General features: G+C 37.8%; 22 protein-coding genes and 1 pseudogene. 7 read left to right on the top strand and 16 right to left on the bottom strand.

Annotated features, from left to right (window positions below):
- Nucleotides 1–26 precede the first annotated feature (26 nt).
- Complete coding sequence (locus tag NRL14_RS17835; RefSeq protein ID WP_306725275.1) at nt 27–2,603, bottom strand: exo 1,3/1,4-beta-D-glucan glucohydrolase; 2,577 nt, start codon at nt 2,601–2,603, stop codon at nt 27–29.
- A 238-nt stretch (nt 2,604–2,841) separates the two neighbouring features.
- Between NRL14_RS17835 and NRL14_RS17830 the strand changes: the two genes are divergently transcribed.
- From NRL14_RS17830 to NRL14_RS17820, 3 genes are all read left to right on the top strand, one after another.
- On the top strand, nt 2,842–4,170 hold the full coding sequence (locus NRL14_RS17830; RefSeq protein ID WP_306725274.1) for a GH1 family beta-glucosidase: 1,329 nt from the start codon (nt 2,842–2,844) through the stop codon (nt 4,168–4,170).
- Nucleotides 4,171–4,202: 32 nt separating this feature from the next.
- Complete coding sequence (locus NRL14_RS17825) at nt 4,203–5,729, top strand: MFS transporter (RefSeq protein ID WP_197161048.1); 1,527 nt, start codon at nt 4,203–4,205, stop codon at nt 5,727–5,729.
- Between the two features lie 75 nt (nt 5,730–5,804).
- A complete protein-coding gene (locus NRL14_RS17820) occupies nt 5,805–6,806 on the top strand; it encodes a LacI family DNA-binding transcriptional regulator (RefSeq protein WP_007583313.1) in 1,002 nt (333 codons plus the stop codon).
- A gap of 30 nt (nt 6,807–6,836) precedes the next feature.
- Here NRL14_RS17820 and NRL14_RS17815 read toward each other — a convergent pair whose 3' ends face one another.
- Nucleotides 6,837–7,781: a LysR family transcriptional regulator gene (locus NRL14_RS17815; RefSeq protein WP_222713784.1), complete on the bottom strand. Its 945-nt coding sequence runs from the start codon at nt 7,779–7,781 to the stop codon at nt 6,837–6,839.
- A gap of 149 nt (nt 7,782–7,930) precedes the next feature.
- On the opposite strand from NRL14_RS17815, the gene NRL14_RS17810 reads away from it, so the two are divergent.
- The gene (locus tag NRL14_RS17810; RefSeq protein WP_306725273.1) at nt 7,931–8,878 is read left to right on the top strand and encodes a sodium-dependent bicarbonate transport family permease; all 948 of its coding nucleotides are present in this window, start codon (nt 7,931–7,933) and stop codon (nt 8,876–8,878) included.
- Between the two features lie 111 nt (nt 8,879–8,989).
- On the opposite strand, the gene NRL14_RS17805 is transcribed toward NRL14_RS17810, so the two are convergent.
- The 10 genes and pseudogenes from NRL14_RS17805 to NRL14_RS17760 all read right to left on the bottom strand — a co-directional run.
- Nucleotides 8,990–9,505: a M23 family metallopeptidase gene (locus tag NRL14_RS17805; RefSeq protein ID WP_306725272.1), complete on the bottom strand. Its 516-nt coding sequence runs from the start codon at nt 9,503–9,505 to the stop codon at nt 8,990–8,992.
- Between the two features lie 77 nt (nt 9,506–9,582).
- The gene (locus NRL14_RS17800) at nt 9,583–9,849 is read right to left on the bottom strand and encodes a YrhK family protein (protein WP_007375491.1); all 267 of its coding nucleotides are present in this window, start codon (nt 9,847–9,849) and stop codon (nt 9,583–9,585) included.
- A 152-nt stretch (nt 9,850–10,001) separates the two neighbouring features.
- Complete coding sequence (locus tag NRL14_RS17795; RefSeq protein ID WP_306725271.1) at nt 10,002–11,342, bottom strand: SPFH domain-containing protein; 1,341 nt, start codon at nt 11,340–11,342, stop codon at nt 10,002–10,004.
- Nucleotides 11,335–11,673: a methanolan biosynthesis protein EpsI gene (locus NRL14_RS17790; RefSeq protein ID WP_149604929.1), complete on the bottom strand. Its 339-nt coding sequence runs from the start codon at nt 11,671–11,673 to the stop codon at nt 11,335–11,337. The genes NRL14_RS17795 and NRL14_RS17790 overlap by 8 nt, the downstream gene beginning before the upstream one ends.
- A gap of 185 nt (nt 11,674–11,858) precedes the next feature.
- Nucleotides 11,859–12,710 carry a DNA-binding domain-containing protein gene (locus NRL14_RS17785; protein ID WP_306725270.1) on the bottom strand — a complete coding sequence of 284 codons (852 nt, stop codon included), beginning with the start codon at nt 12,708–12,710 and terminating at the stop codon, nt 11,859–11,861.
- Nucleotides 12,711–12,733: 23 nt separating this feature from the next.
- Entirely contained in the window at nt 12,734–13,639 is a 906-nt protein-coding gene (locus NRL14_RS17780; RefSeq protein ID WP_306725269.1) for a DUF692 domain-containing protein, read from the bottom strand.
- 110 nt (nt 13,640–13,749) lie between these two features.
- Nucleotides 13,750–15,879, bottom strand: coding sequence for a ferritin-like domain-containing protein (locus NRL14_RS17775; protein ID WP_306725268.1), 2,130 nt, complete (start codon nt 15,877–15,879; stop codon nt 13,750–13,752).
- Nucleotides 15,880–16,235: 356 nt separating this feature from the next.
- Nucleotides 16,236–17,735 carry a hypothetical protein gene (locus NRL14_RS17770; RefSeq protein WP_306725267.1) on the bottom strand — a complete coding sequence of 500 codons (1,500 nt, stop codon included), beginning with the start codon at nt 17,733–17,735 and terminating at the stop codon, nt 16,236–16,238.
- 736 nt (nt 17,736–18,471) lie between these two features.
- Entirely contained in the window at nt 18,472–18,888 is a 417-nt protein-coding gene (locus tag NRL14_RS17765; protein WP_306725266.1) for a hypothetical protein, read from the bottom strand.
- 348 nt (nt 18,889–19,236) lie between these two features.
- Nucleotides 19,237–19,616 (bottom strand): annotated as a pseudogene (locus NRL14_RS17760) (alpha/beta hydrolase); the annotation flags it as partial.
- A gap of 146 nt (nt 19,617–19,762) precedes the next feature.
- Here NRL14_RS17760 and NRL14_RS17755 point away from each other — a divergent pair.
- Nucleotides 19,763–20,362 carry a hypothetical protein gene (locus NRL14_RS17755; protein ID WP_306725265.1) on the top strand — a complete coding sequence of 200 codons (600 nt, stop codon included), beginning with the start codon at nt 19,763–19,765 and terminating at the stop codon, nt 20,360–20,362.
- Nucleotides 20,363–20,744: 382 nt separating this feature from the next.
- Here the strand turns inward: NRL14_RS17755 and NRL14_RS17750 are convergent, their stop codons facing one another.
- The 4 genes from NRL14_RS17750 to NRL14_RS17735 form a co-directional block, all read right to left on the bottom strand.
- Nucleotides 20,745–21,152, bottom strand: coding sequence for a hypothetical protein (locus tag NRL14_RS17750; RefSeq protein ID WP_306725264.1), 408 nt, complete (start codon nt 21,150–21,152; stop codon nt 20,745–20,747).
- A 468-nt stretch (nt 21,153–21,620) separates the two neighbouring features.
- Complete coding sequence (locus tag NRL14_RS17745) at nt 21,621–22,598, bottom strand: sodium:proton antiporter (protein WP_306725283.1); 978 nt, start codon at nt 22,596–22,598, stop codon at nt 21,621–21,623.
- A 128-nt stretch (nt 22,599–22,726) separates the two neighbouring features.
- The gene (locus NRL14_RS17740) at nt 22,727–23,131 is read right to left on the bottom strand and encodes a hypothetical protein (RefSeq protein WP_033038892.1); all 405 of its coding nucleotides are present in this window, start codon (nt 23,129–23,131) and stop codon (nt 22,727–22,729) included.
- A 348-nt stretch (nt 23,132–23,479) separates the two neighbouring features.
- Complete coding sequence (locus tag NRL14_RS17735) at nt 23,480–24,292, bottom strand: alpha/beta fold hydrolase (protein ID WP_306725263.1); 813 nt, start codon at nt 24,290–24,292, stop codon at nt 23,480–23,482.
- A gap of 382 nt (nt 24,293–24,674) precedes the next feature.
- Between NRL14_RS17735 and NRL14_RS17725 the strand changes: the two genes are divergently transcribed.
- Together NRL14_RS17725 and NRL14_RS17720 are read left to right on the top strand one after the other, a co-directional pair.
- Complete coding sequence (locus NRL14_RS17725) at nt 24,675–25,856, top strand: hypothetical protein (RefSeq protein ID WP_306725262.1); 1,182 nt, start codon at nt 24,675–24,677, stop codon at nt 25,854–25,856.
- A 1-nt stretch (nt 25,857) separates the two neighbouring features.
- Complete coding sequence (locus NRL14_RS17720; RefSeq protein ID WP_306725261.1) at nt 25,858–26,907, top strand: putative phage abortive infection protein; 1,050 nt, start codon at nt 25,858–25,860, stop codon at nt 26,905–26,907.
- The last annotated feature ends 85 nt before the right edge of the window (nt 26,908–26,992 follow it).

Genomic DNA, 26,992 nt, shown 5'->3' with positions numbered 1-26,992 from the left:
CAACACACAACAACTTTTACGTTTTATTATTCACACTTAACCACGGCGCTTTTAGCGCTTTGTGGTTTAAAGCTAATATCTGCAACTGAAACGCTAAGCTCTTCTGCCGTTTTAATAATAAAAGGGCTGGTTACTCTGGCAAAATCAACGCCCTTTTTAGCAAAACACGTTAAATCTATACTCATGGTTTGCCATGTATTTAAATCAGCATTTTTAAGCTCATTGGTAATATCAAGCTCGCCACCACAGCCTTGTTCGCATTTCATTGCAAGGTATGTCTGTGAGCTAGGTATTTGGTTTACTTTATAGCTAAAGCTAAGGGCCGATTTTGCTTCAATGTAGGCCACTTTGTCTTCGGTAAAGTTACTATTAATTTCGATGTAGCTGGCTGCAGTGCCATCAAAATTAAATTGCATCGCATCTTCTTGAATCGCTTTGTCTTCAGTGCGATAAGTAATGCCGCCAAGTTTTACACTGTTACTTGCTACTTGGTGCTGCTCGCTGTTTGAATTTAAAAACAAACGCCACGGTGTTTTAAAGCTGCCATTAAATATAGATAGCGGCGCAAGGTTACTAATATCAACACCTGAGTCTTCATTTAGATTATTGCCAAGCGTACTTTCATCTTTATACGTTAAGCCAAAGCCATAGGGTAATAATGGCGAGTAATCAGCATCGCCCTTATTTACTGCGGTTTGAAGTGGCGATTTAGGCCACGAGAAAGACAACTTACCTTTAAAGTCGTATTGTACCTGCCCACTTGCATCCGCTAGTAAAACATCTGCAATGCCCTGCCCTTCAGTGCCAGGAAGCCATGCTGCTACAAATGCATCTGACGCGTTTAGCTCGCTGTTAACCCACATTGGTCTGCCCGATATAAACACAGAAACAACGGGTATATTTTGCTGCTTTAATGTTTTTAATATTTTAAGAGAGCGTTTATTGTTACGTTCAAACTCAAGGTTGTCTTTATCGCCATGTCCTTCTGCGTACGGTTCTTCACCAAATACAACAATGGCTACATCGGGTTTGGTATTAAATTCACCCGTTGGGCTTAAAATAGCGTTACCGCCAGCAGCCTCTATTTGTGTTTTTAGCCCCGCATAAACAGACGTTGCTCCGGGAAAATCTGCATTTTGATTATTAGTTCCCTGCCACGTAATGCTCCAACCGCCCGATTGCTTGCCTATGTTGTCGGCCGCATCGCCCGCAATAAGTATGTTGCTTGATGGGTTAAGCGGTAATAAATGGTTGTTGTTTTTAAGCAGTACTAACGACTCTTGTACCGCTTGGCGGGCAATATCGCGATGTACTGGCGCACCTATTAGCTCTAATTTACCTGAATATTTTCGATTTGCAGGGCTTGGTTTATCAAATAAACCTGCACGTAATTTAACGCGTAAAATACGCGCTACGGCGTCATTTATTCGCGCCATTGTTATTGTGCCCGCTTTTACTTGTTTAATTGTATTTTCATAAAGTGGTTTCCAAGCACCCGTTGGCACCATAAAAATATCAAGCCCCGCATTAACAGCCTGCGGGCAACTTTCATTTGTACAGCCTGCAACTTGTCCATGTCCGTTCCAATCTCCTACAACAAAGCCATCAAAACCCATTTTTGTTTTTAACACATCGGTAAGTAAGTATTTATTGCCGTGATTTTTTTTACCATTCCAGCTATTAAACGATGCCATAACCGACTGACTACCTGCGGTTAGGCCGCCAATATAACCTTGTGCATGAATGTTATATAACGTCTCTTCGCTATCAATGTTGTCCCCTTGATCGTCGCCATCTACCGTGCCGCCATCGCCTAAAAAGTGCTTAACAGTGCTAATTACGCGTTTGTCACTTAAAAAGTCCTCATCGGCTCTGCCTTGCAATCCGTTTACAATTGCGGCTGAATACTCACGTACAATTGCAGGGTCTTCTGAGTAGCCTTCGTACGTTCTGCCCCATCGGTCGTCGCGCACAACCGCAACAGTTGGTGCAAACACCCAATCTATGCCAGTTGCCATTACCTCTATTGCAGTAGCTGCTGCAATGCGCTCAATTAATGCGGGGTTATTAGCAGCACCTAAACCAATATTGTGCGGAAATAACGTCGCCCCAATCACATTATTATGGCCATGTACTGCATCAGTGCCCCACATGGTTGGAATTTTACTGCCATCAATTGAGTCATCAACCGATGCTTTATACATGCTCTCAGCAAGTGTTATCCAATCTGCAGGCGTTGCATGCTTATTTGCATTAGGGAAAGAGCCACCGCCATTTAAATACGAGCCAAAACCATATTTACGCATGTCTTCAACACTAATATCGCGAATTTCAGGTTGGATCATCTGCGCTACTTTTTGCTCAAGCGTCATTGTTTTTAAGTACTGTGCAATCGTATTTTCAATTTCAGGCGTTTTAACTACTTTGCTTTTAAGCGTTGGCCAAAGTGATAAATCACCTTGCTCATGCTCAGTCTTTTTTACTACGTCGCCTTGGCTATTATTTGCGTTAATCTCTTGTTTATTACACCCACTTAAAACGCACAATCCTCCAATTAAAATGGGGAGCATGTGTAACCTGTTAGTGTTTAAGCTTTTTTTCATTTTTATAGCCCTGTGTTGTGTCAGTGTGATTTTGTGAGCGCCTATTTGTTATTTAAATTTAACTATTGACCTGTTTAACAATAGCCACTAACCTAAATATGGAAGCGCTTCCTTAAAGTTATTAAATACCATACTTAGTGATTAATCAAATTAAATATGGAAGCGCTTCCAATGATGAATTTAATATACGCTCTATACAAAGCAAACTTTACCAAAAAGAAGCAGAGGTTTTCTCTTAATGAAACAATTATCTTTACCTAGTGGCTCACCACTTTTAGCCAAAAATTTTACTTATGGTGTAGCTACGGCCTCATTTCAAATTGAAGGCGGCGCAGCTGATCGCTTGCCATGTATTTGGGATACCTTTTGCAGTAAAGAAGGCAAAATAGTCGACAATTCAAATGGCGATGTAGCCTGCGAGCACTACACTCGCTGGAAAGACGATATAAACTTAATTGAATCATTAGGTGTAGACGCTTACAGACTTTCGATTTCGTGGCCACGCGTAATGACTAAAAATGGTCACTTAAACCCGACAGGCGTTAAGTTTTATACCGACATTTTAGATGAATTAAAACGCCGTAACATTAAAGCTTTTGTAACGCTGTATCACTGGGATTTACCACAACATATTGAAGACGAAGGTGGCTGGCTAAACCGTAACACCGCTTACGAATTTGCCCATTACACAGATTTAATTACCAAAGCATTTGGGGAACGTGTGCACTCTTACGCCACCTTAAATGAGCCTTTTTGCAGCTCTTACTTAGGTTACGAAATTGGCGTACATGCGCCTGGCATTGTAGGTCGCGAATTTGGTCGTAAAGCCGCGCACCACTTATTACTAGGTCACGGTTTAGCTATGCAAGTACTTGCTAAAAATAGCCCAAACACGCTAAACGGTATTGTGCTTAACTTTACGCCTTGTTATTCAGTTACCCAAAGTGAAGACGATTTAAAAGCCACTGCATTTGCTGATGACTATATAAACCAATGGTACATGCAGCCTGTAATGCAAGGTAAATACCCTGATATTATTAAGCAATTACCTAAAGCCCACCGCCCAGATATTTTAGATGGCGACATGGAAATAATTGCTCAACCACTAGATTACCTAGGGGTTAACTTTTATACCCGCATGCATTATCAAGCAAGCGAAACCGACTTTTACCATGAGCTGCCACATAAAGCGCCAATGACCGATATAGGCTGGGAAATTTACCCTAAAGCGCTGACAGAATTACTTGTATCGTTAAACGAAAAATACACCCTACCGCCTATTTATATTACCGAAAACGGCGCAGCCATGGCTGACGAATTTAAAGACGGTGAAGTAAAAGACAACGACCGTATTGAATATTACCACGAGCATTTAAATGCCCTACATAACGCAACCGAGCAAGGCGTTAAAGTAGATGGTTACTTTGCGTGGAGCCTAATGGATAACTTTGAATGGGCAGAAGGATATTTAAAGCGCTTTGGAATAGTACACGTAGACTACAACACACAAAAACGAACTGTTAAAGCCAGCGGTAAAGCGTACAGTAACCTAATAACTAGCCGATAATTTTTCGGCTTATAACAATAAGAACACACACAGTGAACAAACTCCCTTTATACGAAAAAGTCGGTTACGCCATGGGCGATGCCGGCGCTAACTTAGTATGGCGCGGCGCGCTTGCTTATTTAGCGGTGTTTTACACCGATACATTTGGCATATCGGCAGCCGCCGCTGCCATGTTGTTTTTGGTGGTAAGGCTATCTGATGGCGTAACCGATATTATTATGGGTATGATTGCCGACAGAACGCAGTCGCGCTTTGGTAAATTTCGCCCATGGATACTCTATTCGGCACCGTTTTTGGGCTTGTTTATGGTGTTGTGTTTTACTACACCCGACTTTAGCACCACCAATAAACTTATTTATGCCTACGTAACCTACATAGGTTTAACGCTTGCTTACACCGTAAGTAACGTGCCCTACTCGGCACTTATGGGCGTAATGACACCAGACGATACAGAGCGCACAAAGCTCTCTGGTTTTAGGTTTGCAGGTGCGTTTACTGGTGGCTTATTGGTTATGGGTTTTTTACCTGAGCTAGTGGCATTTTTTGGTGGCGGCGACGATGCCAAAGGCTATCAGCTTACTATGTACTTATTTGCCAGCTTACTTATTATTTTAATGGTTATAACGTTTGCGACCACCAAAGAGCGTGTAACACCGCACGCCTCAAATGAAGGCAATTTAAAATCAGAGTTATTTGATTTAACCAAAAGCCTGCCATTTATAATCCTACCTTTGCTTGCTACCACCCTGTTTTTTTATTACCGCGATTTATACAGCGGTGTATTTTTTGCCCTTGTTATGGCTGCAATGACATTCGTTATTAAAAAATTACTCAATAAAGATAAGCAAAGCCTAACAGGTTCACAGCGCGACATGGTTGATCTTCTGACCAACAAACCTTGGTTGGTATTACTCGGCATTGGTTTTTTAACCATGATGTTTAATGGCATAAAATACGGTGTAATTGCGTACTACTTTAAGTACCACGTAGCCAATGAACTCATGGCTGGGCAATACTTTATAGCCTTATTGGTTGTATCTATATTAGGCGCACTTGCCACAGGTAAACTGGCCGAAATTATGGGTAAACGAAACCTATTTATTGCATCATTAATGCTAAGCGGCATACTCACTACTGCATTTTACTGGGTGCCTAGCGATAACCTGGTTGCTGTATTTACCTTTGGTTGCGCTGCTGAATTTTTTGCCGCGATGATGCCAACATTATTTTTTAGTATGCTTGGTGATTCAGCCGATTATTCAGAGTGGAAAAACAAACGCCGCGCTACAGGCCTTATTTATTCTGCGGGTACATTTGTGCAAAAAACCGGTGGTGGTTTTGCCGGTGCATTAGTATTAGTGGTACTTGCAGGCTACGGCTATAACGGTATGGATGAGCTAACAATTACGCAAGCCCTACCTGGTATGCAGTTACTTATGAGCTGGATACCTGCCGCATTTGCTTTTTTAGGTGCCGCATTGATGCTTATTTATCCGCTTACTTCAGCGATGACGCAAAAAATAACAGAAGACTTAGCAATTAGACGCAGTAATGTGTAAATTAACTTTTAATGATTCTTCACGCTTTATATTTTTATAAAGCGCGAGTAAAAACACATATAAGCTAGGACATCAATGGCGACAATTTATCAAGTATCAGAAATGGCAGGTGTGTCTTTATCAACTGTTTCAAGGGTGCTTAACGACAACGACTACGTAAGCAAAAAAACTAAAAAAAAGGTATTAGAAGCAATGAAAGAGCTAGGCTATCAGCCAAGTTCTATTGCTCGCTCTTTGGCGTCTAGCACTACAAACAGCGTCGGTATTTTAGTTTCTGAGTTGGATGGTCCGTTTTTTGGTCAAATGATGTCAGCCATTGAAGAGCATCTTCGTATTGCGGGTAAACACGTTATTATTACCCCTGGGCACAGTGACGAGAAAAAAGAAAAAAGCGGCTTTGAGTTTTTAATAGGCCGTAATTGCGACGCTATTATTGCCCACGTAGAAGCGGTATCAAACGAGTACCTAATTGAGTTAAGTAAAGGTAAAACCCCTATTTACCTAATGAGCCGCTACGTTAAAGAAATTGAAGAAAACTGCATTAGCCTCGACAACGTAATGGGCGGCTACTTAGCCACTAAAGCCATGATCAACAAAGGCCATAAAAACATTGCGTACATAGCAGGCCCGCAGTTTAAAGAAGACGCGTCAAACCGTTTAAAAGGTCACAAACAAGCCCTAGCAGAGTACAACCTAACCTTTGACGAAAACCTATTTTACATAGGCGACTTTAAAGAAACCGGCGGCAGCGACGGCTTAAGGCATTTTATTCAAAATAAAGCGCAAATAACCGCCCTTGTATGTGCCAATGACGAAATGGCATCGGGTGCTATGAAATACGCCCGCGAACACGGTTTTAACCTGCCAAAAGATTTAGCCATTATTGGGTTCGATAACGTAATTTTTACCAATTACCTCTACCCAACACTGACTACAATAGATAACCCAGTACCCGAAATGGGCCGAGCTGCGGCTAACTTAGTGCTTAAAGACATTTATAAAAAAAGCGGCATAACAGTAAAGCACGTGTTTCAGCCAAAGCTTATTTTAAGAGACTCAACACCGGATATTAATTAACTTTAAACCTAATTTAAATCTAGTTTAAATCTAGTTTAAATCTAAGTTATGTAATTCATTACGCACCCACTGCGTATCTAAATATTGCTCTACGTGCTGCTGCGCAAACTTTAAAAAGTTACGTGCAGCATGCGATATGTGCCTATCTGTTCGCATTACAAAATACCAATGACTCGCTAAATGAGCATCGGTTACGTTTAAAATTTTAAAACTAGTATCGTCTGTTGCAAGTACATGGCGTGATAAAACCGCAATGCCCATCCCCGATGCGACCGCGACTCGTATTGCTTCATTACTTGCCATTTGCACGCTATCGCTCAGTACTAAGCCTCGGCTTTGCAACTCGCTTTCAAATAACATACGTGTTGCTGAGCCATTTTCTCGAAGTAAAAAGCGATACTGCATTAAATCTGTTAATTTAACGGCTTTTACGTGAGCTAACGGATGATTTAGCGGCACTATAAATTCCAGTGGATTATGCAAAAAGCGCGCAGCTTGTGCGTGTTCAAGCGACGGCGGGTGGCTAAATACATAAATATCGTCCTCTCCTCGCTCAAATCTATCTAGCACCTCTGCCCTGTTACCAATCTCAAGAGGAAGCTCAACATGGGGATGTAAATTACTATAGGGACCAAGCAATTTTGGTAAAATATATTGCGCTGTATTAACCATGGCAATTTTACAACGGCCGCGCGAACCACCATTAAGCTCGGTTAAAAAATCTTGGTAGTCTTCAAAATGTCCAAATACCTGTTGGCATGTTTTAAACAGTTCAAGCCCTGCATCGGTCACGTGTAGCTTTTGCTGTTGTATAAGAAGTAGTGGCTCGCCTACCGCTTCTTGTAATCGCTTTATTTGTAGCGATACCGTAGGCTGTGTTAAGTGTAAGCGCCTTGCGGTTTCGCTTATTGAACCCGTTTTAACCACGCTCATAAATACTTCAAGCAACCTAAACGATATATGCCGTAAATCCATACCTACCTCATAATGTACCTAATAATAGTTACCTAATAAGCAACTCATAGATAAAAACCTATAACTAACTCGTATTTATTTTATTATTTACTATACAAAGTTTTATCTACAATAGCGCTACTTAATTTACCAACTAGTAAGGAAAGCCAGTGCCAGATATTGTTGTTATGTTTTTTATTTTAGGATTAGTAGCGGGTATTTTACGCTCTGATTTGGCCATTCCAAAAGCCACCTACGACACATTAAGCTTATTGCTCATGTTAACTATTGGCTTAAAAGGCGGTATGGTGCTGCACGGTAACTTAAGCTGGCAACTACTGCCCGAAATGGGATCGGTTATGCTCCTTGGTGCACTTATACCCCTTATGCTTTACCCTATTTTAAAATACGTGATTAAACTCTCTGTTGCTAATAGCGCCAGCATTGCCGCACATTACGGCTCAGTGAGTGCTGGTACATTTGCTGTTGCGCTCGCCTATGCCGAGTCGGCTAAATTAGTAGTAGGCGCAGAAGTAACCCTTTATTTAGTGATGCTAGAACTCCCTGCAATTATTGTTGGTTTATTGCTTTACCGGAAGCTTGATAAAGAAAACGGCCAAAATAATGAGCTGTCGTTAAAAGTCCTTTGGCACGAAACTCTCACGAACAAAAGCGTAATTTTGCTCATCGGTGGTGTCGTTATAGGTATGATGTACGGCACGGTGCAAGGCAGCCAAGTAACGAGTCTTTTAACCAGTAGCTTTAAAGTTGTACTTGCATTATTTTTACTAGAAATGGGTTTAGTAGCCGCGCAAACTCTACGCCCAATCCCTTGGAAACATTGGAAACTAGCGGTATTTGCTATTGTGACCCCGCTATTTTTAGGCACAATTGGCACAGCAGTCGGCACACTTTTAAATTTAGAATTAGGCTCGGTAGTTATTTTAGGCAGCTTAGTAGCCAGCGCCTCATACATAGCCGCACCCGCTGCAATAAAGGCGGCAATCCCTAAAGCCGATATTGGTCTTGCTATGCTGAGCTCACTCGGTGTAACTTTCCCGTTTAATGTGATTGTTGGTATTGGTTTATATCACCACTTTGCACTAGCAATGCAGTAAACGAACAAATAAGTATTAACAATTAAAATTTATTACTTTAAAGCTGTTAAGCCCATTTTATAAGGGATTAACAGCTAAATTAAAAAAGCCATTTTATAGTAAATACAATGGTCACTTAATCGTTAATTTTTTATGTGGGCTCAAAAAAAACATCTTTTTCCACCCTTGGTTTTGCGTTGTAAAAAGCCACGGCATGGGCACTAACGATAAAATAGAATAATGCACATGAGGCTGTTTCCCTGCGGCATTTCCAGTATCGCCCAGTAAACCAATTTGACTGTTTATGCTTACCACATCACCTGTACTTACCGAGTAGTCATTTAAATGCGCAAAATAATGTATACGCCATTTAGGCCCAAGTACTGCAACCGCTTTACCACCTCGGGTTAGCTCACCTGCAAATATAACAACACCGCTTGTTGAGGCAACTACGGGGGTATTTTTTGTGCCAAAAATATCAATTCCTTTGTGCACACCCGACCTACCCCAAGGCTCGTACCAAAACGTGTTATGGTTCCAATCTTTACTTGTGGCACCTTGTACCGGAATCATTATTTTTTCGGGAATTAGCAAGCCTATAATTAATAAAGTAGCTATTCCAATTGCAATCCACTTAAGTGCTTTCAATGCTCTATCCTTGATATTTAAATAACTTATACAGGTAAATTATTAGTTATATTAACTGAACTCATCATGAGTCATATTTATGGTGTTTTATTTGAATGAAACACCCGACTAACATGTACTAAGCTGATCAACTTCAAAACAGGTTTGATAAGTAATTGAGCACTGCCCGCTATAAACAGCCATGTGCCACTTTCTATTAGTGAGTCATTTAAAAAGAAAAAACTGCCAATTAAAAACCACACAGCAATCAAAAAATCGTTAAACGCTCCCAGCGCTTCATATCGTCGCTGAATGGTAATATGCTCTTGCCCTAAATCTAAAATAAACTGATTACTGGAATCCATAAGTACTGCTCACTCTTTTATTTCATAATTTAAAAAGCTTGTTTTCACAAGCTAAGCCGCACCATACAATAACAAAATTTACGCAATAAAAAACGCTGGCCAATGCGAATCAGCCAACGTTTTTATTGTTTGTGCAATACTTAACTAATCGTTTATTTTTTCTCTTTTTCTAAACGCTTTTTAAGACTCAATGCTGCATCGGCGGCTAATAAGCGCATAAACTCAGATCCATTGCTTTGCTCACCTTGGCCTGCGCCTATGACAATTTCAGGCACTAAACGGCTATTACCTAAGCTTGTAAATAAAGCAGTTTGAATTTTAACCTCTGCTTTTAGCGTTTCATCAAATACATACTTTGGATCAAGTGCAGCAGACTTAGCTCTTAAACGAGCCTCAGCTAAAACATCCATACCTAATGCTTCTAAACGTTGTTGCTTTAAAATCTCTTCTTGCTCTTTTGCAAGCTCCGCTTTTACAGCCACTCGTTGCTGCGCAGAAATAATGGCATTTGCCTTAATTCGTTCAGCATCAATTTGCTCTTTAATTTTTAGCTTTTCAGATTCAGCACGTTGCTTAGCAATTGCTTGTTCACCTAAAGCCACTTCAGTACGTGCTTGTTGCTCAGCTTTTTTAAGATTTTGACGCGCTAGTGCTTCATCAGCAGCTGCTTGCTTTTGGGCTTCAAGGCGAGCATTTACTTTGCTTTCGTAGTCAATATCAATAATGCTGGCATCAACGACTGTAATACCATATGCGCCTAAAATAGGAGCGTTGCGTAGCGAATTACCTTCGTCATCCACTTTAATATTAATAGTGACACGTTGCTGTTTACTTAAATTACCTAAATCGTCAGATTTATCGCGCTCACCTGTACTAATAATTTGTTCAGTAACAAAAATACCGTTGGTTAATTGATCAGCAAAATCTTGGCTTAATTGACCATTACCACCAGAGTAATGTTGCTCTACCGACATCATACGCGCCGACGCTTTTACATTTTCAGTGGTTGCACGCATTAATAAATTAGATATTAATGTTTCTTGTGAACCAAACTCTTCGTGTATTTTAAGTAAACCACGTAGAGCACCCGACTCAGCTGCTGGTACATTGCCTGGTAACCTAAAACGAGAAACACCTCGTGCGCCGCCCGTTGTGGTATCTAAAAATCGAATTGGTATTAACGGCACGATTGCGCTTGCTGTTGCACCGGCATCGCCCGTAAAATTAATCGAAATTACTTTTTTATAAGCAGATGTACTACCAAACGCTTTTAAATAAGGGCCGGCTTGATTTATTACGGTTAAGTTACCTGTAAAAGCCGATTGATGTACTAAACGCTCATCGGCTTCATTCCACGAAACAACTTGCGATGTAAGCGTTGCAATTACCGCCAATACAACAACAATTGATGACACTATAATTACATTACGACGACCAAATCGACTCATAAATGAGTCACTTTTTACTGCTGGGACTGCTTTTTCGCTATCCATTTTTATTACTCTCCATGTTTAATTTCTTTTTAACAAAGTAAATAATTTCCTGTTCACTCAAATGTGCGCAAAAGCTACCAGAGCGATGTAACTCAACAAATGTTGCAAGGATTTCTTCTTTACCTTTAGCTGTTTTATCTTGGTTTTCTTGTGTTTGATTTTTTTCTGTTAGTTGAGTGATTAGTTCATCCACTATCGTATCTTTATCAAACAGTACGTTGTATTCCTTGGATTTTCTTACTCGACTTTTATTTATATTGCTGTAAATTACATAAAGCGCAACGCATAAAATAATAACAAGTAAACTTAACCCTATAATGTAAAAAATCATAAGCTCTACTTAAATTAGTTTAAATACTTAACGAGCAATAACAATTGTAAATATTGCTATACAAATGTTAAGCCGATAATTTTACAGTAATGCTAGGTAAAAAACAGATTAAAAAGTGTTTAATAAATAAAATAGAGTTTAAGCTGTAATTTAAAAGCCGGAATAAAGTGATATTTTTGATTATATTAATAAGTTACTTTAAGTAATCCATGCACAGTAGCGTTGGGCAGCCAGAACAATAAACGCGCTAATAAATCACCTTTATCTAAACCAGTGACTTTTGACGTAATTTCAATACAATTTGATAAAAGAGGCTCTTGCTCACACACTTTTAAAAATTCAAACTGCCAAGATTCAAGCGCTAATGTACTTAATTTATAATTAATACGAGAAAAAGCGACAAAATTTAATTTTGCTACAGGCATATCATATCCATCATGTAATTGGAACTTTTCCATCAATGGTATAATTGGGTAAGCTAATTCAACTAAACGTAAACAAGGAGGTGTTTTTACAGTAAGCTTTTGTTGTAGTATCGAAAAAAAATCTAATACAGCGAGTTCATCTTGCTCTCCTTCAAATCCTTTAGCTAATGATACCTCCGCCTGCGCTCGCTCAACACGAGAAATTTCAGCCGGCAAAGAAAAAAAGGCTTCCTCCTCAGAGCTATAATTACCTTCTGGGCGAGTACTTTGAAGAAACAGTGAAAATCCAGCACCTAAGTCATACAAGCTTGGCTTTTCCGAGGGAAGAGTAACAATGTATGCTTTTGCAAAATCTGCAAAAACTATTTCCCCCATAAAGCTCTCAAGAGTTGGATATTCAGATTTTAAGCACTCAACTAAGCGCATAACATACCCTGCAGCATATATGTTTAAGCGACGAAAAAATGTTGATCTTTCTTTACTTTCGGTTAATAACTCCCAAGATAAATCAGTATGTGCAGAAGCTTGCATCACTTTTTCTCTAAGATCGCCACGTACAACTAACATCGTCATCATCCATTCTTGTGTTTTCTTCAGCGTTACTTCATTCATACTTTGATCTAACCATATGTTATTTAACGGACTATTGGAGTAGAGAGTGCTATTGTGTCATTTATTGTACTAAAAATATTATCTGTGCTTGGCATGGCACCTCTAAGAACTGAACGCGCTTTATTCAATTCAGTCACTAACGTAGGAAAGTCAGGTATATTGGCATCCCATTCTAGTAAAGTAGCAATATTACCGCCAGCAAGTGACTGAGCCAGTCGATATAAATACCACACTTTTTCAGGCACGGGTCTGTCATGCGTATCAATAAGGCAGTCTCCCATTAATGTAGGTCCTGCTAGGTGTATCTGCACAATGTGATCATGAGGGAGGTTTTTAATAAATGTTTCAGGGTCATAACCATGATTATAAGATGACACATAAACATTATTTACATCTAGCAACAGTCCGCAGTCAGTTTGATTAACTAGTTCTGATAAAAAGTCCCATTCAGTAAAAGTATTTTGTTGAAATTCTAAATAACTAGAAGGGTTTTCAAGTATTAATGGGCGTTGTAAAAAATCTTGCACATAATGAATTCTTGAAACCACATGCTGAAAACTTTCCTTAGTTAGTGGCATAGGTAAAAGATCGTGACTATTAACACCCATTGTACCTGTCCAACAAAGGTGATCTGAAATCCATTCAGGTTCGATTTCATGAGCAAGTTTTTTTAGCTTTTCAAGGTATACCTGATTTAAGGGATCTGTACTGCCAATGTTCATTGACACACCGTGCATTACAATCGGTTTTTTTGCACGGATTTCTTCTAATACGTGACGAGCATAGCCATAATTATCAATAAAATTTTCACTAATTATTTCAAACCAATCAATCCCCCAGTCTTTTTCATTCATGAGATAAGGGAAATGCTGTGTTCTTAATCCAACCCCAAATCCCAAAGGCTCTAAATTAAGCATATTTTTCGTCAAAATGTTGGTCCTTATAAATGAGTAAAGCCCCCATAAAGGAGCCTTACGGTTTATAGCTGTGTAATGGTGCACTGAATTGATTACACTAATTTTGCTATTGAAAAAATCGCTTAAGTTGAAGGCGGTAATACCAAGCGAATATCAGATGGTGCCGGCGATGAAGGAATATGAATGGATTTATTATGGCCACTACCTTGCACTTTCACCAAACCTTTTGCAGCACAGTAGCTGCGCCATGCAACATCGTAAACAGCTTCACCTTGGTGATAAGGCATAGAGTTTTTTTCAACAACAGTAGGAGGTAACATATCTCTTGCAACTAATTCTGGCCATTGTATTTCTTGTCCATGAAAGTGTGGGGCTTCACCAAATTTATATAACTGCATTTCATAATTAGCATCACTTTGTGCAGGGTAAAGTTGTGATGCTGAAATAGGCACAGCGCAACCTCCCAAACTGCCACATAAATTATCTGCTGGCGCGCTTTTTAATCCTGCTGCCGCAGAACTACCGCAATTACCGCCACCCGTTGCGCTTTGCACAAAGCCACAACCACCTTGTGTCTTACACTCGTTCGACCCTTTACAGCTGTGATACGCCAATTTATCAGCACACACATTCTTATCATCACCACTACTTTCATCTATCGCCATACCTTGACACGCATGATACAACTGTTGTTTTGTTTGATTTTCAATGCCTGTAACTAGATCAGGACAACGACCCGTAACAGCCCAACAAATAGAAACACGATCTCCAGAGCCACCCATCGCAGGCGAAGGAAATTGTGACTTAGGATCAGCCCAATATTTGTTCAGTGATGTTGTAATTCCTTTAATGGTACCAACAGCAGAAGAGCTAAAAATAGTAAACGTATTATCTATTTCTGCTGGTGAACCTAATCGATTTAAAGCCGCTGCAATATCGGATGTTTTAGGTAGGTGAGGTGCACCATCAATACCTAGCATTGCATCATTCCAAGGTTTATCTGGGTTATTTTCATGCCATACATCCCAGGTAATATAATCATCTTTAGCTATTAAGCTTTTAACTTCGTCGAATAGTTCAAAATGATCTTTCCCCCCATTATCAAAGCGCGCTTGAGCAGAGCCTGATGCAGCCGCTGTAGGATTTCCTTGATCATCATACCCTGGGTAATCTTTAATTAAGCCCTCTTTACTCGGCTGAAACTTAGATTGCACGCTACTGAGCATACCCGCTTTTTTTGTTTGAGCTTTCTCAAACGAAACCGCCCAAGGCTCGGTTACCCAACGTTCTATAATCGTTTTAACAACATCATCACCTTCACCTTGGTCAGTAATAGCATTAATATTATTGATGAGCTGTAGTTTTACGTTATTCAAATCTTGAGTTGTACATTCTATTTCAGTTTTAATACCTGGATACTGCTTAGCTTCTCTCGGTGGGGTATTATTGAATTGATCTCGCTGTAAGCCATTGTCTTTTGCAGGTGAAATTAAGTGCGATAGTAAATGACTACCATCGGAATAAGTAATCTCTAAGTAATCCCAATAACACAAGTACATATGACCAATAGAGCCAAATAATGGTAAATCAGTTTCTCCCATACTCGGTGTAAACCAATTAAATGGCGCTGATTCAAAATACTTCGTTCCCACATCGCCGTTTTTCCGCTTTACTGGAGGGTTAAATAACATCTCATGTCCACGCTCAGCTTTTTCTTCAATCGCTAAAAAAAGATCGACCTGCGCCTCATTCATTGCCCTCAGCTCTACTGTTAACTTACTTAAATCAGGATCTTTGCCCTTCCAGTCTGTAAAATCTAAGATATGCGGTATTAATGTTGAATTTGCTTTATAACAATGCCAACCATAATCGTCGCTTTGTAATGCTTTACTTGTAAAAATAGGCGTGACACCTATCGTGCTAGCCATATTAGAAGCTAACTGTAGATGCAACATCTCTTCAATAAAAACGCTGTATACCTTATTAAACACATTTTCATTGGTTGTTAGTGGTTTTTCCTTAGTTGCGGCCGTTGCACCAGAGCCTGGCCACCAGCGCCCAGTGTAAAGTTTACTTCCGGCACTGTTAATTTGATGCATTCCCTTTATAGAATAAAGCGATACCATATAAATCGGAATAGTGAAAAGCTCAACATTTATAGCAGCTTGAGCTATTGCTTTTACGCACGCTAAATCGGCTTTGAGGTGACTAATGTTACGGTTTTTAAGTTTAGTTATTGCTTCTTGCTGCATTGTAGTTTTCTCCTAGATATTAATACCCCGAACACCTTAAAAACTTAAACACGGATCATTTAAGTATTTTTAAATATGTTCCTTCTAAAATACTTTAGCGTACGGGATAACATCTTACTATTACACCAATATTACATGCGTTACAGCTGAGATTAAAACCACATAACCAAATGATTTATAAGGATATTTAGTTAAAAGCAAAAAAACCACGGTAGGTATTAACCTAACGTGGTTTTTAATGTTGAACATTTTGTCGTTTTATCCAAAGCGCTGAAAATAGCCGCTTGAGATAGATTTATTATCCAGAGTTCAGGTTAATTAGCATAAATAATTAACATTCATACTTTAAGGAGAAACTATTCGCATGGCCCCCAATCAACACCGTTTTCACCGCATTCATACAGCGTTGTTCCATCTTCTCGGCGAGTCTCTCTAAACCATTGCCCTTCAATTGTTTTAATAATACGTACGTTGTCTGTGGTTTTGTATTTACGCCAAAAGCTAGCATCAATAGATGTTTCGTCATCAAACTTATAGGGCATAGCAGCGAGTACAGTAACTAAATCTTGAGTGTCTAAATCAGCAGCTTTGTCTTTAACATTTACCCAATCAGATAATGTTTGAAAGTCGGCATTTTCCTCTCTAAAGGCAAAGTCAGTTTGGTAAAACGATCCCGACTCAGTATAGCTAATGCTAAAACCTCGCTCGAACGGTGTATCTAAATTAGAACTAACGCATTCATCCGCTGTTGGGAAGTTAACCGACGGGCTTGTATTATCAACGCTGTAACGCACATTGCTTTGCTCAAAACTAACGTTCTCAATACTAGAGCATCGGTAAGTACGATCGACGTTAATGTATACATCATCTCTAACTCTTAATTTTCCATTTAACGACTCTTCGCCCCAAGGCGTATCTATTGATTGAAGTTGAGTTAAAATAAAATCAATTTTATCGAGTTCGTCTGTATTTTTAAGCTTTACTTGCTCATGAAAAAACTCAGTGCCCGCAAAAATAACTTTGTCGCGGTACCATGCATTTTCAAACCCATACTCTGCATCTTTTGCTGTGTCTTGGTAAATCACTGCTCTTACTTCTTCTGCATCAGGAAACTGAGCATCTAGCTCTTGCTTGAATTTATAGGCCGCTTTTAACCCCTTAACAATTGCTTGTGCTCTGTCGTAAGCTTCGCTGTCGTTAGTAGCGATAAAATCTGAGTAAATTTGTTCCGTCGACAAATTATAATGCGCAACCAAGTTTTGCATTACATTTGTTATTTCGCTTTGAAGGTTTGCAAGTAGCTCAATATTTTCCTTAAGTGCATCACAACTTAAATTATTGTTACCACTTTTTTGTAATTGAAGGCTCAACTGCTCCCAAATAACGGTTGTTAAAGGGGATATATTTCGAATATCTTCATCAGTCAAAGCCTCAATTGAGGGCGGAAATGACATTTGATACGCTTGTGTCACCTCTCCTAAATCCTCGTCAATTGCGCCAACAGGTACATCAACATACATAGTTGAATACGGCACACACAGCGCCTGCTCTTCTGTAAAATTAAAACTATAATTACCCGATTCTTCAGAGACTACAGAAGGTTCTGTTTGCTCGTCAAAAATACCATCGCCATCAATATCTAGCCATACTATTGCACCAGATACATAGCCATCAATAACCTTTCCAGTAAGAGAGATGGTGTTAACTTCTACTGGGTCTACCTTCACTGGGTCTGCATTGACTACTACAGACTCTGCAACGGGCTCTGCAACGCTCGCTTTATCATCGCCGCCACATCCAACAAGGCCTAGCGTAAACGCTAATGAAATAGCTAACTGACTTTTTTTAAAAAACATACAAAGACTTCCTTTTTTGTACTTTAATTATTATTAAAAATCATATTGTTATAAATTAAATGAATTATTTTTATAAAAAATAAGTAATACCAATCTGCTTATATATGAGATCTATTTAACGTTAAGAAAATCACGCTAGAACTAGGCAAAAATTTTTGTATCTAGTTGTTCTAAATAAAAAATTTTTAACGACGTTATAGTGCAATGTAGCTCAAAGATTTATGCAGATTGGTATAAATTTAAACAACAGAAATTTATTGAGTTTTTATGGGGGGATGGCAACAAGTTAACATGCCCTGTACCTATATCATTACATGGAATGTTAATTTAAGCACTTATATTTGTTAATTAACCTAAACCCTGGTTAATATATTTACTAAGGAATTGAATTATAAAGATATTTAAGCTTTTTCTCTAGCCAGAAATTCTCAGTGGAAACAAGACGAATTTACGCTTCAATAGCTGGCCTATTGCAAGTAAATTCAACGCAGTTAGCGCTGAAAATAGCTGCTCGAGATAGATTTACTATCCAGAGTTCAGATTAATTAAGCACAACGAGAAGGAGCTGTTACTTTCTAATTCAGGCTATATGTACCTAAAGTTAGAGGTTTGCATAGTAGGTGGTTTTTGTAAACGAATGTGTTTTAAATGCAAAACCCCACATTAAGTACTACCTAACGTGGGGTTTTGTTATTCTCGAAAACGTAACAGCCCATCAATGGCTATAAAGTTATTATTAAAGAGCAAGCTCTTCTTTAGCACGAGATAAGTTGTGCGATACCATTGTGCTGTTAGATAATTTTGATGCTTCGTATAAATCAGCAAGTGCAGCAGTGTCATTATGCGCTTTTAAACGTGCAACACCACGGTTGCTTAATGCGAATGACGTAAGTTGGCGAACTTTAAATCTAGGGCCATCTGCGTCTTTTAAAAGCGCGATTGCTTTAGTACAAATTGCTTCAGCTTGCGCATAATTTTTTGACTTAACATTCAGTGCACAGTTGTTAAATGATTGCTCAAGTGGCTGTGGCGCTGTCGCAGTTTCAATAACCATTAATTTGTAATCACTTGCATCAGCTACTGCAGCTACTGCAGCAGCTGAACATGTAAGTAGTGAGCTAAGAGCGATAGTTTTGATAAGTGTAAGTTTCATGGTCGTAGTCCTGTTATGCCAATTGTTTAAATTAGTGAGCGTTTTTAGCCTCAAGAAAATAGCTTAATAACAAGGCAAAAATTATAAAATATAGTCGTTCTATATAAGTAATTTTTAACGCAGTTAGTGAGTTATTTAATTCGCTAAAATGATCATGTTTTAATAAAATTGGTATTAGTTAGCCGTGCTTGTTGCCGACAACTGAACTTTAGAGAATTAACACAAAAACGACAAACGATTAAAACAAACCTAATAAGTGAATAAATCTAATCTATAGACTTTAGTCTAATGCCAAACTACTAATTTACGGCAATTGGTATTTATACAATCAGCAACCAAACCAACACCTTATTTAGTACGTTCAAGCAACTTAACTACTTGGGCTACAACCATTTCTGGCTCATCATTTTGCGGTTAGTGATAGCTTTTATTTGTTATTACTATTTCACCTTGAGGAAATGCATTAGCCCACTTTGAGTGTAAGTCGCCCCACATTTCACGCGCTTTGTCGGTAAAAAATAATACAGATGGCTTTTTGTACTTTTTAACTGAGGCAATTACTGTCACGGGTATGTCAGCAATTTGTGGATAATCAGGTAGTGGACGTTTTGACCAAAAATCTAAATACTGATTCGACATTCCATTTTCATATCGTCGAGCTTTATAGCTGCAATTTCTTTTTCAGCGCTTGGTAAATCAATCGAGCGGATAATAACTACATCGTGCTCTTATATGCAAAAATCGATTTAATATAGTTAAAAATTTAGCCTCAAATTAATGCGCCACCCACTTTACAAAAAATAAACAATTCGATAACATCAAGGCTTGTTTTCTATACAGGTACGTAACTATGAAATTTTTAACTTCAACAACTATGTCTTTATTGTTCGCATTGCCATTTTTGGCATCTGCTGCTGGTGATAAAAAAGTAAAATGTGAAACAACAACAAATCAATTAGAATACTATTACGGATTAGCAAGTTGTAGTACATTTGATGGTCATTTTTTGAGTGAATATGTTTCTAAAAGTTATAGCCAATGGTATACAATAATTCAGGACAAATATGATAATGGTTCATGGAAAAACTACCGTTGTAGTAGTAACTTGCCTAATTCTGCATACGAAACAATATCAAATGAATCCTGTCAATATACTCCAAAAGCAAGTATCAACCGACATTATGTAGAAGAAAGTTACGATAGCAGAACAGATACCACATACTATGCTGCAGGGGTTATAGTTGCTCAATTTACATTTAGCGATAGAGATGGCGAGATTCAAAAAGTAGAGAAATGGGTAAATGGCCAAAGTACAACCAAAAGTCATGTTGATATTACATCAGCCTCTGAAGTTAAATTAAAAGTAACTGATAACGATGGCAATGTAACAGAAACATCAACTACAGTTTACCCGCCTATGATGCAAACATGCTCTCGCGGAGGCCAACTCATCTTATGTGAAGGTAATTTTTAATTATTGTCTTTAACGTTTTCTCTGGTCATTACTGACACGTAAAGCCTGAGCTTAAGTCAGGCTTTACGTAATTTTAATATTTTCCAATATGGTTTCAAAAAATTGTACCCACTGTTCATAAATCATCACGGGTTTTGTGGGGCTTCTCATTATTTTCTACCTTCGTGAATATAGTTTATCCTATCTTATAAACCAGCAATCTTCTGTATAATCTGATTTATCTAGCACATTCATTATATAACCACTCTAACTTAGGCATCATTCAATCTCGTACGATAAACCAAAAAACACAAAAAAGCCCATATTAGGCGCTAACCTATTATGGGCTTTTTTACTCTCGCTATCTATATCATGCTTTTAATAAGCACTTTATAAAAAGACCTTATAGAGATAATTCTTCTTTAGCACGAGTTAAGTTGTGCGATACCATTGTGCTGTTAGACAATTTTGATGCTTCGTACAAGTCAGCAAGTGCAGCAGTGTCATTATTCGCTTTTAAACGTGCAACACCACGGTTGCTTAATGCGAATGACGTAAGTTGGCGAACTTTAAATCTAGGGCCATCTGCGTCTTTTAAAAGCGCGATTGCTTTAGTACAAATTGCTTCAGCTTGCGCATAATTTTTTGACTTAACATTCAGTGCACAGCTGTTAAATGATTGCTCAAGTGGCTGTGGCGCTGTTGCAGTTTCAATAACCATTAATTTGTAATCACTTGCATCAGCTACTGCAGCAGCTGAACATGTAAGTAGTGAGCTAAGAGCGATAGTTTTGATAAGTGTAAGTTTCATGGTCGTAGTCCTGTTGGTTAAGCCGTGCTTGTTGCCGACAACTGAACTTTAGTGAATTACCACAAAAACGACAAACGATTAAAACAAACCTAATAAGTGAAGAAAATTAACCTATAGACCTTAGTCTAATACGGTTAGCATTTTTCTATATATTTAAGTAGCTTACGCACCAACCCTTGTGTCTGAAATAGCTATCTTACGTTTTAGAACGTATATAATTATTTATGCTTTTATTTGGTCCGTTTTATTTTAAGCATCTTGCCTTAGCGTAATTGAATAACAATCAAAAAAATTTATACATTTAATCACATGCAATACTAAGTCATGTATTTATAATTTCGACTCTAGTAACTTTTCATCATTAATGAATTAACTGTTTTGAAACACACACTTCCCTTTTTGTTTTTATAAGAGGAAATAAAAAGCGTGTGAAATACAGCTATTTCACACGCTTTTAAAAAATTATATTTAACGGATAGTTTTGGCTACTTTACCAATACTCAAACCCTGAATTAAAATAGAAAACACCACAACCGCATAAGTGAGAGCTAATAAAATATCGCGCTCGTTCCCATCAGGTAACTGCAATACCAGTGCAACCGAAATACCACCACGCAAGCCACCCCAGGTTAAAACTTTCCATGCGCCAGATGGCAACTCTAATTGCTTATTAAATGTAGTGGTTGTTATACCCACAACGATTAAACGTGCGAGTAAGGCGATTAAAATTGTTAACCCACCAGCAATAAATAAATTACTCGAAAATGCAATCATGACGACTTCAAGCCCTATGAGTACAAATAAGATGGCATTTAAAATTTCGTCAATTAACTCCCAAAACAAATCAACGTAATGACGTGTTTTGTCGCTCATAGCGATACTACGGCCATGATTGCCCACCATTAACCCCATCATTACCATTGCAAGTGGGCCCGACAAATGCCAATGGCTTGCCAGTGCATAGCCACCAATAACGCCCGCTAAAGTAAGTAGTACTTCTTCTTGATAACTATCAATACTTTTGAGTAAGTAATATAAAATACCACCTAATACCAAACCAAAAACAATACCACCACCCGCTTCAACCGCCAACGTGTGCGCTACATAATAGGTTGTAGGAATATCACCACTTGATAAAACACCCAATAAAAGCACAAAAATAACCACGCCAATACCATCGTTAAACAACGATTCACCCGCAATCACGGTTTCAATACTTTTAGGCGCACCCGCAGATTGTAAAATTCCCATTACCGCAATAGGATCGGTTGGCGAAATTAATGCACCAAACAGTAAACACCAAATAAACGCTAAATCAAAACCAAGCAAAGGAAGTACTAAATAAAGCGCGCCAGCAATAATAACTGTAGATAACAACGTACCAACACAGGCTAAAATGCCTATTGGCAATTTATAGCGCCTTAAATCGCTAACATTATTAGTTATTATTTAGTAAGTCCGTAAACTTGTGTTGTTAAAACGCAAAAAAGCCATGTTAGGAGTAAACCTAACATGGCTTTTTTGTACTGTCGCTATTTTATATCATGCTTTAATAGGCACTTTATTAATAAATTTTATAAAGAAAGCTCTTCTTTAGCGCGAGTTAAGTTGTGCGATACCATTGTACTTGTAGACATTTGGTTTGCTTCGTATAAATCAGCAAGGCCAGCAGTGTCGTTGTTCGCTTTTAAACGTGCAACACCACGATTGCTTAATGCAAACGATGTAAGTTGGCGTACTTTAAATTTAGGGCCATCTGCGTCTTTTAAAAGCGCAATTGCTTGTGTACAAATTGTTTCAGCTTCTGCATAATTTTTTGACTTAACATTCAGTGCACAGCTGTTAAATGATTGCTCAAGTGGCTGTGGCGCTGTTGCAGTTTCAATAACCATTAATTTGTAATCACTTGCATCAGCTACTGCAGCAGCTGAACATGTAAGTAGTGAGCTAAGAGCGATAGTTTTGATAAGTATTTTCATGGTCGTAGTCCTGTTATGCCAATTGTTTAAATTAGTGAGCTTTTTTAGCGTCAAGAAAATAGCTTAATAACAAGGCAAAAATTATGAAATATAGTCGTTCTATATAAGTAATTTTTAACGCAGTTAGTGAGTTATTTAATTCGCTAAAATGATCATGTTTTAATAAAATTGGTATTAGTTAGCCGTGCTTGTTGCCGACAACTGAACTTTAGAGAATTAACACAAAACCGACAAACGATTAAAACAAACCTAATAAGTGAATAAATCTAATCTATAGACTTTAGTCTAATGCCAAACTACTAATTTATGGCAATTGGTATTTATACAATCAGCAACCAAACCAACACCTTATTTAGTACGTTCAAGCAACTTAACTACTTGGGCTACAACCATTTCTGGCTCATCATTTTGCGGGTAGTGATAGCTTTTATTTGTTATTACTATTTCACCTTGAGGAAATGCATTAGCCCACTTTGAGTGTAAGTCGCCCCACATTTCACGCGCTTTGTCGGTAAAAAATAATACAGATGGCTTTTTGTACTTTTTAACTGAGGCAATTACTGTCACGGGTATGTCAGCAATTTGTGGATAATCAGGCAGTGGACGTTTTGACCAAAAATCTAAATACTGATTCGACATTCCATTTTTCATATCGTCGAGCTTTATTGCAGCAATTTCTTTTTCAGCACGAGGCAAGTCAATCGCGCGCATAATATCTACATCGTGCTCTGATGCAGGCTCAATTAACATCAACGCTTTAATCTGATTAGGGTATGTTGCAGCAAATACACGCGCAATATAAGCACCATAAGAATGCGCAACATACACAACAGGCTCTTTTATTTTTAGTACTTGAAGAAGTAACAAAGCCTCAGCTGCATATTCTTCAGAGCTATAATTTTTCTTTATTTGTGCAGAGCCGCCATTACCAATACGAGAATACCGTATAACTTTAGCGTGCTTGATAAGTGATTCAAAAACCGGATCCCAATCACTTAAACCAGCAGAGCCGCCCGCTTCAAGTAAAATAGTATGTTTACCTTTCCCAGCTAGCTCGTATTCAACGTCAAAGCCATTTACTTGAACTTTATCCAGCTCAGCTAAAGCGCTATGTGAGATGAAAAGTGAGCAATAAATAATAACTTTTATTAATGGTTTCATTGTTATAAATGGGTAGTGTTATTAAAATAATCTCCAATGTTAGATACTTTTGTGTATAGTTTCTAGTAATATTAAATACAAATGAAATTAGAGCCTTTAGAGTTTAAAATGCGTGAATATGGCACCAAAGCGTGATGTGGGTTTTGTAGACCTTGAAGCAAAGTACTTTCTCGGTTTGTACGTAGTAATACACTGGGACGACAACCAAGCTCCATTTAAGCAGCTCATTATCGAAAACGGTCACAAATTCCTAAAAGCCGCCAACCCCAACTGACCAGTTCAACTAATTCCAATAAATGGTGATTGCACGTTGGTTGGAAAAATAATATTTACAGATAAGTCGCTTTAACACAATTAGTAACAATAAATTAAAGGAATAATTATGTTTTTTGAAGATGCTAATAATCGTGCTGTGTTAGAAGGTACGCTAAATAAATATTGGGATAATGAAGATAGATTACAATTTAAAAATGACTTTAATATTGACGATAATAACTTTAGCCTTTTTGTTGACTCATTATCGATAATTAAAGAGATTTATAACCAGCCTAAAACTTGGGATGAATTTACTTTAGTTCATACGCAGCTATCGACTAAATTAATAGAGAACTGCAAATATTTCAATAGCTTGGATTCTTATTTTGATACGGTTTTAGAGAACTCTATAGAAGTCATATACTTGTGTTGTATAAGGTTATTTTACGAGGTCGATTTTAGAAGAAATGAAGAACTCGTGTATAGCACTCTTTTCATTGAGCAATCCTTAGAAAAAATAAGAGTTAATGCTGCTGATAATTCCAAGAATGAATATCCCAGCTCTCACTTCAGAAAAAAAGTGAATGATATAATATTTTCTGTCCCCTATGATATTTTGAAGAGCCTATTCAACTCAGAAGAAATAAAGTTACTCTCTGAATTCGATAAAAAGAATGAGATTGCCAATTATACGCTTGGAAAAATTGATTCCTATGCAGATACAATTACCGAAAGAATAAATAAGTTTAATAATGAACTAAGCGAGAAAGAGCAAACCGTAAATAGCTTAAAAGAAACGTTAGATAAACAAGAAACTGCATTTAACTTTGTGGGTTTATATGACGGATTTAATAAACTGCTAAAAACAAAAATTTTAGAATCTAGGATACTGTTAGGCTCATTGGTTACAATGGGTATCATTATGATAGTTCCATTATTATGCACTATTTTTGGCTGGCTACCTGAAAACATATTGAAAGACGAAGAAGCAATTTCTCACTTGTTGAAACTAGTTCCATTTATTTCGTTAGAAGTATTACTTATTTATTTTTTTAGAGTAATACTCCAAAACTATAAATCAGTAAAAGCCCAAATACTTCAAATTGAGCTAAGGCAAACACTTTGTCAGTTTATTCAAAACTATGCAGATTACTCAAAAGAGATTAAAAAAGATGATCCTACTGTTTTAGAAAAGTTCGAAAATCTTATATTTAGCGGGATTATCAGCGATGCTGAAAACCTCCCGAGCACATTTGATGGCATGGATCAGATAGGTAAACTATTTAGCACACTTAAAGGTAAGGGATAGCATGGAAAAGCTCATTAAAAGAATTTGTATAACTGCTGCAATAGCTGCATTAATCGCTCTAGGTACTTTCATCTCTCATTTTGGGCTAGGTTTTGCATCTAATATTGGTAACTGGGGGGCAGTTGGAGATTTTTTTGGCGGTGTACTAAACCCCACGTTCGCCCTACTCAGCTTAATTTTAATTGCTTATACACTAATGCAAAATAAAAAAGCATTAGATCAAGGTGCCTTAGCTATAAAACAAAGCGAGTTAGCAATTCAACAAGGAACCAAAGCAATAGAACAAAATGAAAAAGCACTTCAAGTAAGTAATGAAGAGTTGGCTCTAACTCGAAATGAACTTGCTAATTCAGCAACAGCATTAGAAGAACAAGCGAAATTACTCGCAGTACAGAGCTTTGAAACAACTTTTTTTAATATGTTGGAATTGCATAATAATATACTTAAAAGCATAGAACACAACCCTAATAAATCTTGGAAATTATTTTATAGTAAATTCGACAGAGGAATAATTGCTCACACTGAAAATATTGATTCATCAGGCAGTAGAGCTATATATTCATTAACAAAACAACTTGGTAGCCTTATTTCTAACGACAGTACAGGTAGCAATGCATTACAGGTATTTGATATCATTTTTGCATATGAAAACCAATCCTTTGGAAGCTTTTTTAGAAACCTTTACCAAGTATTAAAGTTAATACAAAGCAACACGAATGACTACGAAACTCACAAGAAATATAGCAATATTCTTAGAGCTCAGTTTTCTAATCAAGAGTTATCATTACTATTTTTTAATTGTTTAAGCTCAGAAGTTGACGGCGGGCAATTTAAAGAGCTAGTTATTTACTTTAAACTTTTGGAACATTTAAATATTAAATACACTAGTACTTTTAATATATTTAAGATAACAAGCCCAGATATAATGCTGACAGCTGAACTTGTTGAAAAATACCTCGTCATTGATGAGTCCGGAAAACTAAGTACCTCTGCATTTGGTGAAAACCCTCAACTTATTCAATATTGCAAGGGCAAGGGGTATTTAAATTAAAATGGTGAGTCAAGCTCTTAAAATAGGCTTTAGCTTCAATATCAACAATAAAAATATTTATTAAAGTATTTAACAACTAAAGAAG

It is taken from the genome of Pseudoalteromonas sp. 20-92, assembly GCF_030847595.1.
GTDB classification, from domain to species: domain Bacteria; phylum Pseudomonadota; class Gammaproteobacteria; order Enterobacterales; family Alteromonadaceae; genus Pseudoalteromonas; species Pseudoalteromonas fuliginea.
The sequence above is the reverse complement of the archived record's forward strand: the minus strand, read 5'-3'. Positions and strand labels throughout refer to the sequence as shown.